The sequence below is a fragment of the Acuticoccus sp. MNP-M23 genome (assembly GCF_031195445.1).
Lineage (GTDB): Bacteria > Pseudomonadota > Alphaproteobacteria > Rhizobiales > Amorphaceae > Acuticoccus.
Window position 1 is genome coordinate 3,392,214 of record NZ_CP133480.1, and the last position, 12,356, is coordinate 3,404,569.

11 protein-coding genes are annotated in these 12,356 nt (G+C 64.4%); 4 read left to right on the forward strand and 7 right to left on the reverse strand.

The features are described 5' to 3' along the window. Window positions 1-99 precede the first annotated feature (99 nt). The 7 genes from RDV64_RS15660 to RDV64_RS15690 form a co-directional block, all read right to left on the reverse strand. On the reverse strand, window positions 100-1,416 hold the full coding sequence (locus tag RDV64_RS15660) for a capsular biosynthesis protein (RefSeq protein WP_309195852.1): 1,317 nt from the start codon (window positions 1,414-1,416) through the stop codon (window positions 100-102). A gap of 424 nt (window positions 1,417-1,840) precedes the next feature. After that, a complete protein-coding gene (locus RDV64_RS15665; protein ID WP_309195853.1) occupies window positions 1,841-2,722 on the reverse strand; it encodes a hypothetical protein in 882 nt (293 codons plus the stop codon). Continuing rightward, a complete protein-coding gene (locus tag RDV64_RS15670; RefSeq protein WP_309195854.1) occupies window positions 2,712-3,845 on the reverse strand; it encodes a hypothetical protein in 1,134 nt (377 codons plus the stop codon). The genes RDV64_RS15665 and RDV64_RS15670 overlap by 11 nt, the downstream gene beginning before the upstream one ends. Continuing rightward, window positions 3,842-4,891, reverse strand: a complete 1,050-nt coding sequence (locus RDV64_RS15675; RefSeq protein ID WP_309195855.1) for a hypothetical protein — start codon at window positions 4,889-4,891, stop codon at window positions 3,842-3,844. The genes RDV64_RS15670 and RDV64_RS15675 overlap by 4 nt, the downstream gene beginning before the upstream one ends. Window positions 4,892-4,906: 15 nt before the next feature. After that, window positions 4,907-5,137, reverse strand: a complete 231-nt coding sequence (locus RDV64_RS15680) for a hypothetical protein (protein ID WP_309195856.1) — start codon at window positions 5,135-5,137, stop codon at window positions 4,907-4,909. A 51-nt stretch (window positions 5,138-5,188) separates the two neighbouring features. Then, window positions 5,189-6,916: a hypothetical protein gene (locus tag RDV64_RS15685; RefSeq protein WP_309195857.1), complete on the reverse strand. Its 1,728-nt coding sequence runs from the start codon at window positions 6,914-6,916 to the stop codon at window positions 5,189-5,191. 82 nt (window positions 6,917-6,998) lie between these two features. Continuing rightward, the gene (locus RDV64_RS15690; protein WP_309195858.1) at window positions 6,999-7,817 is read right to left on the reverse strand and encodes an FkbM family methyltransferase; all 819 of its coding nucleotides are present in this window, start codon (window positions 7,815-7,817) and stop codon (window positions 6,999-7,001) included. A 183-nt stretch (window positions 7,818-8,000) separates the two neighbouring features. Here RDV64_RS15690 and RDV64_RS15695 point away from each other — a divergent pair, with 183 nt between their 5' ends. The 4 genes from RDV64_RS15695 (at window position 8,001) to RDV64_RS15710 (ending at window position 12,333) form a co-directional block, all read left to right on the forward strand. Further along, window positions 8,001-9,788 carry an IlvD/Edd family dehydratase gene (locus RDV64_RS15695; RefSeq protein WP_309195859.1) on the forward strand — a complete coding sequence of 596 codons (1,788 nt, stop codon included), beginning with the start codon at window positions 8,001-8,003 and terminating at the stop codon, window positions 9,786-9,788. Continuing rightward, window positions 9,788-10,693 (forward strand): 2-dehydro-3-deoxygalactonokinase, encoded by a 906-nt coding sequence (locus RDV64_RS15700; RefSeq protein ID WP_309195860.1) that lies wholly within the window; start codon window positions 9,788-9,790, stop codon window positions 10,691-10,693. Before RDV64_RS15695 ends, RDV64_RS15700 begins: the two co-directional genes overlap by 1 nt. Before the next feature lie 87 nt (window positions 10,694-10,780). Continuing rightward, a complete protein-coding gene (locus tag RDV64_RS15705) occupies window positions 10,781-11,416 on the forward strand; it encodes a 2-dehydro-3-deoxy-6-phosphogalactonate aldolase (RefSeq protein WP_309195861.1) in 636 nt (211 codons plus the stop codon). Window positions 11,417-11,427: 11 nt separating this feature from the next. Beyond that, complete coding sequence (locus RDV64_RS15710; RefSeq protein ID WP_309195862.1) at window positions 11,428-12,333, forward strand: sugar kinase; 906 nt, start codon at window positions 11,428-11,430, stop codon at window positions 12,331-12,333. Window positions 12,334-12,356: the final 23 nt, after the last annotated feature.

Consider the following 12,356-nt stretch of genomic DNA (forward strand, 5'->3'; position numbering starts at 1 on the left):
GCGTAATGGGAGCGTTCGCCACGTCGCGCATACTCGATTTATGGTTTAGCGGAAATTATATAGGACCCCTCGTACCATTTTACGAGCCACGCGCCAATCTTACACCTCAAGCATGATCCGCGCTCGCCCGACCGGCGGATCGAGGGGAACACCCATGGCAGCGGCCTTCTCAAGCCGTGGCGGCGGCGAGACGAACCAGCTGGACGAGCCGATGCCTGTTGCCACGCGTCGGACGATTTCGTCCGCACCGGCATTGATCCCGGCCGGATCGTAGAAGCTGCCCTTCAGCTGGGTGGCTGCGGCCAGCGCCCGCACGAAGGTTTCAACATATGCCATGTCGGGCGCGGCGGGTTTCTGCCAGAATTCGTCCAGCGACTGCTGGGAGGTGAGGCCCGGCAGGTCGTAGACGGCAGCGCCCATCGCCTTGGTCGGCTTGCCGGCGCGCAGTGCGGTAAGACCCACCGTGGAGTTGACGAGGACGACGCCTTCACAGGCCGCCAGCATCTCCGGCAGCGAGCCAGCGGCGAGGAGACGGATGCGTCCGGTCAGCCCGTACTTGCGCTTCGCATCCTTCATGATCTGCCGCCAGTTCTGGAGGCCGTTGTCCAGCGGGTGGATCTTGATCAGGAGGAGGGCCTCTTCCGGCGCGGTGCGCGCAAAGGAAGAGAACACGTCGTCCACCAGCGTGGCGAGCCCGGTATAACGGGAGTTGTGGCGGATCTGATAATCTTCCTGCAGCTGCATGGGAAACAGGAAGAAAGGCCGGTTTTCCGCCAGAACGCGGGCGAGCTGACGGGGCGCACGCTTTCGCGCAACATTGCGGCGCACCAGCTGCGGAAGCCACGAGAAATATTCTTTCAGCGGATGATTGTCCCGGTCGCGCTCATAATGCGGATAGCGCAGCGCGGCGGCGAGGCCGAAAAGGGTGTAGCTGACGTCGTAGTAGGCTTCGGTCGTGAATGAGTGGCTGTAGAGCACGCTGTCGTCGACCGGGGGCGCACCGTCGGCAATGGCTTCGATGTGGTTGCGGTCGGTGGGAAAGCGCGAGAAGGCGCCCATGCCGCCTGGCTCCAGCGTCAACCAGTCGGGCCGGATGTAGCCGTTTTCAACGGCGTAGGGCGTTGCGCCCATCTCGCCCGCAACCTTTTCAGCAACGCGGTGGTAGGGCAGCCTGTCGGCAAAATACAGAACATCGGTGATGGCGTGGCGGCGCATCACCCGGCGCAGAAACGGGGCGAACTCGTTGATCTTGCCGGTGAAGCCGATGCCCTCGCCAGCCCGTAAACCGTCGCCGGCGTGGAGCTTGATCTTCGTGACCGGGATGCCTGCGCTTTTGAACTGGCGTGCCAGAACGCCGAAAAACGGCGAGGGTGGCCCTTGCAGCAGGAGCACGCGACGCGCATCAGGCGCTTTCATTGCGCACTCTCTCGACCTTGATGCTGACATTCCTACGCATGTTCAACGCCTCTCAGACATACTTTGCAAGCCCGGCGCAACTTCCGCCCGCTTCAACGGCGCTGGCCGACATGAATATGGATATTCTCTTCAGCCCACTTTTCCAATGGATTAAGTTACCAACAGGTTCGTCCGGGCCAAAGGAGGCTGTGGACGTTGTCGCCGTCCGGCCTCCAAGTCATGCTGATGGTCTGAGTGACGGCTGGACGAATACAGTAAGGATGATGTGTCCGGTGCATTCTGGCGTTGTTCACAAGGTGAACGCTGCCCGCCCGCGCCCGGACGCTAATTGAATGTCTGAGGTGAGCTGATATTTGGTCCGGTATGATGCATGGCAAGTCTGTGTGCGGGCAGGCTGCCGCGGCCCGGCATCGGCAGCACCCGCTCAGATGGCCTTTTTCCGGATCTCTCTCACAAGCCCGGCCCAACCCTTGAAGCGCGACAGGATCGGCGCCAGAGCGGGGTAAAGTGCCATCAGTTGCGCAACGCGGAAGCGCAGTTTCGGCTGCGCAGCCAGTGTTTTGGCGTAGTGATAGTGGGCAAAGTAAGGTGCCATGTCGCCAACATCGGCAAGGTGGCACGGGAAATTGAAGGCATCGCCCAGAACGTCCACGTCCCATCCGAGCTCGGCAAACGTCACCGGCAGGGCAATCTGGTCCAGCCAGGGCCGCTTGTTGCCGATGCTCTCGTCAGCATCGATCTTTCTGGCAACCTCGAGCCATGTGTTGGTGAAGGCATCGCCGTCCTGCACCGAGATGAAACCCGCATTATAGTAAGGCCGCATCGGCGTGCCGGAGATCGTCGCGGTCAGCGTCCGTGGCGGCACGTCGCGGTCGAACGCGCGCCAGACCCGCGCCCAGCTTCCGCCGCCATTGGAGAACGTGTCGATGTCGGCAGGTTTCAGCGCCGCTGCGCCCGTCAGGTTGTGATGCCACGACAGCGGCGTCATCAGCATGATGTCGGTGTCCAGAAACAGGGCACGGCCGTTGATCCCGCCAAGCGCGCCGATCTTGTTGCCGTGCTTGTATTCGTCATCGACCCCGTTGCGGCAGGGGATGATTTCGACGCCGAGGCTGTCGAGAAACGCCGTCAGGTCATCGCCCAGCGCGGTCCACTGTTCCACCGGCTCCATCACGCGGCAGACGATCTTGCGCGGCAGATAGGCGTCGTGAAGGCTGGCGGCGAGGAGCGCTGCCTGCGGTTCGAGCGGTCCGCCATGGGCCACGAACACGATGGTGGGGCATTCGGCGGCAATCTTAGCGAACATTGCTTGCGCCCTCTTTCAGCATCTCGACCAGCGGCATGATCTGCTTGGCGGGGTCGATATAGGCCTCCCAGAAGCGCCGCGTGTTCTGCCGTGCCTGCGCAATTTCGTCCGGGTTGTCCTTCAGGCGCTTGAGGAGGGCGGAGAGCGCATCCAGCGAGAACGTGTCCAACGTCCAGCCTGCGCCGGTTTCGGCTACCATTCTCCCGATCTCGGTGAACGACATGGTAATGAGCGGGCAACCGCAGGCGATGGAGGACACTGCGCGGGTGGAGTAGGACATCCGCCGCTCGTCATTGGGTTCGAAGATGTCCAGCGAGACGTGGCACCCGCCGTTCAGCGACTGGTAGCTTTCGAACGAGGCCACGGTGTGCGGGATGAGGCGCTGCGTGCGCGGCCGGATCCGCCCGGAGCGCGACAGGCTGCGGAAGTGCAGATGCTGCCCGATGCCGATGGTGTGGATCTCAAGGTCGATCTCGTCGGCAAGGGTCTCAAGTTCGGTAAGGCCGATGCCGGTGGTCCACGTCTGGTGAAAGCCGCCGAAGAACACGCGGAGCGGCCCGTCCGCCGGTTGATTGCCCGACCAGGGGATCGCCAGCCGCACTGCCGGGATCGGGCCTGTGACCTCACGTCCCGCCTCATCGGGCAGAAAGTTTGCCGCATAGTCCGCCTGCACCTGGCCGTTGGCGATCACCATGTCCACATCGCGCAGGAGGCGCAGCTTGTCAGCCTTTTTGGCGACGATTTCCGCCGGCGAGAAGATCAGCGCGTGTTCCACCATAGTGGCGCTGAAGAAATCGTAGACGACGTTGACCTTGCTGGTCTTTCTGAAGTCCCGCGCGGTGTTCCAGTTCGGGAAGATGACCGTGCGATAGTCTGCGTTGAGGCGCGCCGAATAGGCATTGTCCGGCAAGATCCGCCAGTGGCCGGGGATGCTGACCCGGCGCGTACCCCACCGGTCCAGCTGCTGGATGATCGGCTGCGTGGTGGCAACAATGTCGGCGTCAAAGCCGGCCGCCGTGAGGCCGACGTACAGCCCGTTGGCCCGCAGGGCGTGGGCGCTGCTGGGCGCGCGGGAGCCCGGCACCATGGCGTTGGAGCAGATCGCGATCCGGTTCTGGCTCATGCCGTTCCCTCGATTTCCAGAAGGATCCGCTGGGGCACGGCGTCGAACGGCTTGTGGCCGAGGGTGGCAAAACTGCGGACCTCGCAATCCCTGCTGAAAGCGTGGCTCAGAAGCCGCGCCATGCGGCCGAAGGCGGCACCATCTCGCCGTGTCCGCAGGAAGGTTGCGAGGTCTGGCATTTCGGTGATCGCCATGATGGTGCAGCGCTGCGCTGCAAGCGCACCCAGCGGCGAAAGTGCTTCGATGAAGCGCTCGCGCGGGCTGTCGACAGACACGTCGGTGAGGATGATGACGTCCGCCTCCTGCCGCCGGTCCGCGCCGGTGAGATCAGCGAGGCAGCGGTATTCCCGCGCCGGAAAGTGAACCGGGGCCGGGCTGTCGGCAGGTGCCGCATCGTCAAGGCCGAGATAGCGGTGGGACCGGTCCACAGCGACGGAGAGGGACGCGTCGCCGCAGCGATAATGCGCCACCCGAAGCCCCTGACCGGTGGTCCCGCGAGACCCCGCAATGCGGCTGAGGCGGCCCGAAATCTCGGCCTTCAGCGGGATGAAGCGCCACTTGTTGTAAAGGCTCTGGGCAATCTGGAGCGGTTCGGCGGACTCATCGGGCTGCCAGACGGTGACCGGGGCGAAAGCATCTCCCGACACTGCCTCGAATGCCGTGGCCCGTATCGCTTCGGCGGACATGTCCGGACAGATGAGATCGACGGCGCTGGCGCCTTGTGCGGGCGCCTCGCGCCGCACCAGCCGGTCGGACGGGGTGAGCGCACGAAGGGCAACCGAACGCGCGCTCGGGTCGAACGTGTCCAGTGCAGCAAAGAACGGCAGCTCGTTCAGCGCCTCGACCGCGAGATTCTCCGCGCCCTTCATCTGCTTGCGCATGGGGCCAAGGTTGAGGAGCACGGCTGCAACGGCTGTCCCGATCTCGGCCCGGTCCGCCTTCGGGTCGACCGGGCGCACGTCGTCCGGCCCGTGGGCCAGCGACACTGTTGGGCCGTCGATCACGAGCAGGGGGCGGGCAGTGCCTTCCATGGGTTCAGAACTCACGCGAACGCGCTCCGCTCAACGGGCATCGCGGCGCAGCGTACGCAATTCGGCACCGAAATCGTCGATGACCAGCTGCTGCGTACCGAGCTTTTCCTCCATGGCGTCCACTTGCGCCTTGAGCCGTTCGACCTCGCTTTCGAGCGATGAGATCTCTGCGCGTTGCGACGCGTTTTCATAGCGCAGGACCTGATAAAGGCCCGGCAACTGGTCGTCCGTGGGAATGGTTTCGAAGATCTGCTTGCGCATCCAGTGCCTTCGTTCAGTGTCTTGCAGGGGCCGTCAGCCACGACCGTCGGTCTAGTTCAATTTCTCTTCGAAAGCGCGGTCCACGGCGTGAATTTCCTCCAGCAGGGAGGGATCGTGGATGATCTCGTTGGGACCGCTCTGGCTCAGACTGCGCCCGTCGTAAACGTCGAATGGCATCACGTCGGCCAGAGTATAACCCCAGTCACGCCTGATCTCGCCAACCAGATCACGGTTTTCCATAAGGTCCTGGAGGGCGATGACCTTCACCCGGCCATCGAACCCGTCGAGGAAGCGCAGAACTCGCTGCGCATAGGCCAGATACATGCTCACGGCAACGTCTGAGTTGGTGAAGAAGATGCCGTTGGCCTTGGGCGCGATATTCTTCGTGAGGTCAGCTGCGGCTCGCTTTTTGAGCGAGTGTACGCACTCGATGCATGGGCGGTAGATGTAAAGGAGCGAAAGGTCCGGAAACACGGAGTGCCATTCCGGCAGGAACAGGCAGACCCGCGGATCCTTGAAGCCCCAGGCCCCATGCACCGATTTACGGGCCCCGTACTGCATCATGAACCGCCAGTCCCGCGGGGTCAGGATCGGCGGAAAATCGGCGGCGGCCTGCCAGCTCTGGCCACTCTGGCCCAGCAGCGTGTCGTGGAAGGCAATGATGTCCACGTCTTCGTAGTGGCCGTAGGGGTTGGACTTCTTGGCGCCAAGCAGCTTGTCGCCCACATGCAGCCCGGCATCGGCCAGAATGTTGGTGGTCATCGAGGTGCCGCTGCGGTGGAACCCGCCGACGATCAGCGGGGCGCTGTATTGCGGCCGGCCGCGGTCGCCGAGAATGCGGCGGTTGCGCGGCGGCACATGCGGCACGGCGGGTTTGGCGTGAACCGATTCTGCTCGCGTCTGGTGGCCGATCCGCCCCTCGGCATACCCGGACCGCACGAAATGGCCGACGCGCTCCCGGCGCGTCAGATCCGCCATCTCGGGATAAAGGTTGGCGTAATAGTCGGCGTCGAACGTCGGCGGATCCTGCGTACGCAGGTAGTCCGGTGTCATGACGTACGCTTCCAGCGGGGTCTGCCGGTCCCGGATCGGGGCACGCTTGTCGCCCCAGATTGCCTCAAGGGCAGCGTTGGGGTGCCGGCCCTCCGCGGCGCCGTGCTTGAGATATTGCGTGAGCGGTTCCTGCCTGCGGTCCCGGAGCGCCCCGTAGCGCTGGAGATACCAGGTGGGATCGAAGGCGGGGATCGCCTTCTTGCCGGTCCGCCATCCGGTGGTGAGGTAGTGGGTGAGTGGATCCACCTCCAACGCCACAACGTCCGGATTCTGGCACAGATACCAGACCGGCTTGAACAGGAGGTGCGGCTCCATTCCCTCCTGCCAGCCGATGTCGAGATAGTGCAGGAGCGGGTTGTGGCCGGACGACGGACCGATGCCGTAGAGCGTTTCGTAGCGGCGGCTGTCGAACAGCGGGTGCGGGCTCCGATGCTCCCGCCATCCGTCCGTCAGATAATGGGTGAGGGGGTCCACTTTGGCGTCTGCCACATCCTGGTTGTTGGTCAGATACCAGGACGAATCGAACAGCGGATGCGGCTGGCGCCGTTCCTTCCAGCCATCACGCACATAATGCAGACGCGGATCGGCGCCGGCGGACGCCACGTCGGTGTGATTTTCGAGATAGAAGGCGTTGTCGAAGAGCGGCGCGAACAGCGCAATGCGCTCGTCCTCTCCAGGAAAGACGTGAGGTTTTTTCGGTTTTCTGAAGAGCCGTGTCAGAGCCACACCTTCGGACTTTCCTGTCGATTGCCTGCCTCGTTAGTTCGTGCGTCTGATTGTTGCAACCGCACGGGGGATTCCGACTCCGTCAGGCAACACCTGACGGTCGGTCACAAAATACCATCTTGTTGTTGAATGAAGCTGTCAGAGAGGCGCCGCCAAGTTCATTCAGCGAAAGCGTCTCGTCCCGGTGCTCACCCACCCGCAGTGTGTAACCGTGGTCCGACAGCAACTCGAAGACCGCCTTGGGCGTTGCGCCGAATTCCACCATCCGTTTGTGCAGTTCGATGGCGAGGGAGGGGCCGGTCTTCAGGATCTCTTCCATTCCCTTCAGCACATTGAGCTCGAACCCCTCCACATCGATCTTGATCACGGTGGGGGCGAGAGCCTTGAAATAGTCGTCGATGCGGATGACGGGAACGGTCAGGCCCTCGTCGTGATCGCCAATCCCTGTGGACGGCCGTCCCGCCACCGGCATCGTGACCAGCGCCGGCGAATCACCGGCTGCCGCGCAGAGGGCGGTCACGTTGGTGTACTCGTTCAGTTCAGCATTGGCGCGGATGACGCCGACCATGAACTCCTGCGCTTCCACCGCATAGACCTTGTGCGCAACCCCGGCGGCCACCATGGAAAAATATCCAAGGTTTGCGCCGATATCGAGGAACACGCTGTCCGGTTTGAGGGCGTTGAGAAAGAACTTCGTCGCGCCCGCTTCGTGGATCCTGCCGTCTTCATAACGGGGGATGAAAAAGCGCCGCGTTCCGGCCGTCGGCATTCCGAAGCGAATCGCCCGGCCGTCCACCGTCATGGTAAAGACAGGCGTTTCGTTAGAGCCGCGCCGCCTTGACCGCGCCCTGCCTTCGGAAGCCTGCTGGGACGATGGCTTGAGAAATTTGAGGAGGTTCATGCGCACTCGACTTCTGTCTGCGGTCCTGGGGTCTGGAAACCCGGAACTCTTGCCGGGGTCACTCTTTGCCGGGAATATGTCCCTGAAACCGGCCGTGAAGGCCAGTGCGATTTTCGCAACCCGCATGAACCGCCTTGAAGCGGAACCGGCAAGGCAGTAACGGATCGGGGTGGAGGTGCCTCGATGTTCGAAAAAGAAAAACTCAGAAGCCGTCAATGGTTTGACGACCAGTCCGATCCGTCGGCGACTGCGCTCTATCTGGAGCGGTACCTCAATTACGGGATCACCCGCGAGGAGCTTCAGTCCGGCAAGCCGATCATCGGCATCGCGCAGACCGGGTCCGACCTGTCGCCCTGCAACCGGCCCCACGTCGAGCTTGCCAAGCGTGTGCGCGAAGGCATCCGTGAAGCCGGCGGCATCGCCATCGAATTTCCGACGCACCCCATCCAGGAAACCGGCAAGCGCCCCACCGCCGCGCTCGACCGCAACCTTGCCTACCTCTCGCTGGTGGAAGTCCTGCAGGGCTATCCGCTCGACGGTGTCGTCCTCACCATCGGTTGCGACAAGACCATGCCGGCCTGCCTGATGGCCGCCGCAACCGTCGACATTCCGGCAATTGCCTTCTCCGGCGGGCCGATGCTGAACGGCTGGTACAAGGGCAAGCGCACAGGCGCCGGCACCATCGTGTGGGAAGCGCGCCGCCTTCTCGCCGGCGGCGAGATCGACTACGACGGCTTCCTCGACCTCGTCGCCTCCGGCTCCCCGTCGCCCGGCTACTGCAACACCATGGGCACGGCGACCACCATGAACTCGCTCGCCGAAGCGCTCGGCATGAGCCTGCCGGGTTCGGCCGCGATCCCCGCGCCCCACAAGGAGCGCGCGGCCTGCGCCTACCGCACCGGCCTTCGCATCGTCGACATGGTGAAGGAGGACGTGAAGCCGTCCGACATTCTCACCCGTGAGGCGTTCGAGAACGCGATCATCATCAACTCGGCCATCGGTGGTTCCACCAACGCGCCGATCCACATCAACGCCATCGCGTCCCTCGTCGGCGTCGACCTCTCCATCGACGACTGGGAGACGCACGGCCTCGAAATCCCGCTTCTGGTGAACCTCCAGCCGGCCGGCGCTTATCTGGGCGAAGACTATCACCACGCCGGCGGCGTCCCCGCAGTGGTTGCCGAGCTGATGAAGCACGGCAAGGTCCACGAAGGCGCGATGACGGTGAACGGCAAGACGATGGGCGACAACTGCCGGGATACCGAGATCCTCGATGCCGACGTCATCCGCACGTTTGAGACCGCGCTGAAGAAGACCGCCGGCTTCAAGGTGATGCGCGGCAACCTGTTCGATTCCTCGGTGATGAAGCTGTCCGTCATCAGCCCGCAGTTCCGCGAGCGCTACCTTTCCAACGAAGGCGATCTGGACGCCTTCGAAGGCCGTGCCATCGTGTTCGACGGGCCGGAGGACTACCACCACCGGATCGACGATCCCTCGCTCGACATCGACGACAGCTGCATTCTCTTCATGCGCGGCACCGGGCCGATCGGCTACCCCGGCGGCGCCGAAGTCGTGAACATGCGCGCGCCCGACTACCTCATCAAGAAGGGCGTGATGGAGCTGCCGTGCGTGGGTGACGGGCGCCAGTCCGGTACGTCGGGCACCCCGGCCATCCTCAACGCGTCGCCGGAAGCGGCGGCCGGCGGCAACCTTGCTCTCCTGAAAACCGGCGACCGGGTCCGCATGGACATCGGCAAGGGCCGCGCCGACATCCTCATCTCCGACGAGGAGATGGCGGAGCGGCGCAAGGCGCTGGAAGCGGACGGCGGCTACAAGTACCCCGAGAGCCAGACGCCCTGGCAGGAGATCCAGCGCGGCTGCGTCGACCAGTTTGACAAGGGCATGGTCCTGAAGCCGTCGGTCAAATACAAGAAGACCGCGCGCTCCTTCGTGCCGCGCCACAGCCACTGATGCTGATCGGCGTCGATTGGGGCACCTCCCGGCTGCGCGCGTATCTGATCGACGGCGACGGCAAGGCGGTGGATTCCATCACCGCCGACAAGGGCCTGATGCGCGTTCCGGCCGGCGGTTTCGAGGCGGTGCTGGCTGAAACCATCGCGCCCTGGCGCGATGCAGCGCCGGATGCACCGATCCTGATGGCGGGCATGGTCGGCAGCCGTCAGGGCTGGGAAGAGGTGCCTTACGTGGGGCTGCCGGCAACGGTGGACGACCTTGCCGCCGGCACCCTCGCGCTCGACGCGCCCACGCTCGGAAATGATGTTGCCATCGTTCCGGGGGTGGCAGCGGCGAAGGCGTCCGACTGGGCCGACGTCATGCGCGGGGAGGAGACCGAGATTTTCGGCGTTCTCGCCGCGCGCGGCGAGCGGTCCGCCACGTTCGTCCTGCCGGGCAGCCATTCAAAGTGGGTGACGGTGGAAAATGGCGCCATCACCGATTTCCGCACCTACATGACCGGCGAGCTGTTCGAGGCTTTGTCCAGGCACACGATCCTTGCGAAAATGATGGAGAAGGACGGCGGCGATCCGCGCGCGTTTCGCCGCGGCCTCGAAGCGGCAAGCGAGCTTGGTGCGCCCGGCGAACTGATGCAGCGCTTCTTCAACATCCGCGCCGAAACGCTGTTTGGCCGCCTTGCGCCAGAAGACGGCGCGGCATTCCTGTCCGGTCTGCTGATCGGCGCCGAAGTGGCAACGGCAGCGCACGGGCTGACGCGGGTCGTCGTGGTTGGTGCGGCGGACCTTGCGGCGCGCTATGCGGACGCGCTGGGTGCCTTCGGCATCGAGGCGGAGCGCGCCGAAGCCAGCGCCGCCGCGCTCGGTCTGTCCACCATCGCCCGGCGCAGGGTGCGCGTGCATTGATGCGCGCCTGCTGCCCGGCGGCATCGCCGCGTTGACGGCGCTGCCGCTTTGGGCGAGACCGCCCATGTTACCCAAGGAGAGCCCACGATGACGCTTGATGATGCCATTGCCAAACTGCCGCTGATTGCGGTGCTGCGCGGCATCTCCCCGGAAGAGGCCGAGCCGGTGGGCGAGGTGCTTCTTGGCGCGGGGTTCCCCGTGATGGAAGTGCCGCTGAATTCGCCGAAGCCCTACCGCTCCATCCGCATTCAGGCGGAGAAATTCGGCGCCGACGCCATTGTGGGCGCGGGCACCGTCCTTCAGGCGGAGCAGGTGTCAAGGGTGGCCGACTGCGGCGGCAGGATCATCGTTTCGCCGAACCTCAACGAAGAGGTTGTGCGCGCCACCAAGCGCTGCGGGCTGATTTCGGTGCCGGGCGTGTTCACCCCGTCAGAAGCCTTCCGCGCGCTTGATGCCGGCGCCGACGGGCTGAAGCTTTTCCCCGGTGACGGCATGTCGCCCGCCGTGGTGAAGGCGATGCGCGCAGTGCTGCCCAAGGGCACGCGCCTGTTCGTGACCGGCGGCGTCAGCCTCGGCAACATTGCCGACTGGATGAAGGGCGGCGTGGACGGTCTCGGCATCGGCTCGGCGCTCTACAAGCCCGGCAAATCGGTTGACGCCATTGCCGCCGACGCGAACGCCTTCTGCGAGGCGACCGTCAGCGCCCGCGCCACAGCCAAGTGAACCAGCGGCCGATGGATATTGTTGCCCTTGGGGAACCGCTGATCGAGTTCAACCACATCGAGGGGAGCAACTGGCTCCAGGGCCATGGCGGCGATACCTCGAACGTGGCCATTGCCGCAGCCCGGCAGGGGGCGCGCACGGCAATGATTGCGGCCATCGGCGCCGACGAGTTCGGGGACAGCCTGATGGGCCTGTGGGCCACCGAGGGCGTCTCGTCTGCGCATGTGACGCGGGACCCCGTGGCGCCCACCGGCCTTTATTTCGTCCACCACGACGAGAAGGGCCACCGCTTTACCTACTTGCGCAAGGGTTCGGCCGCCAGCCGGATGCGGCCGGCGGATCTGCCGCTGGAGGCCATCCGGTCGGCCAGCATCCTGCACCTGTCCGGCATCAGCATGGCGATTTCCGAATCGGCTTGCGACGCGTGTTTCGCCGCCATGAAAGTGGCGCGCGAGGCGGGGGTGACGGTCTCCATCGACACCAACCTGCGCACGCTGCTGTGGCCGGTGGACCGCGCCCGCGCCGTCATCCACGAGGCAATGCGGATGGCTGACATTGCGCTTCCCGGCATGGACGATGCACGGCTCCTGTGCGGTCTTGAAGAGCCGCGCGAAATAATCGACTTTTACGCAAGCCTCGGGCCGCGCATCGTTGCGCTGACCCTCGGCGAAGCCGGCGCGCTGATTGGCGAGAGCGGCGCCTTGCACCAGATCGCATCACGCCCGGCAAAGCTGGTGGATGCCAGCGGAGCGGGGGACTGTTTCGACGGCGCGTTCCTTGCCAGACTGTCCGCTGGAGACAGTGTGACGGACGCGGCAACCTACGCCACGGCCGCCGCATCGCTCTCGGTGGAAGGGTATGGGGCGATTGCGCCGATCCCCACGGCGGACAAGGTGCGCCTGGCGCTTGGCGCCTGAACCGACGGGCGCCGCAACAGACA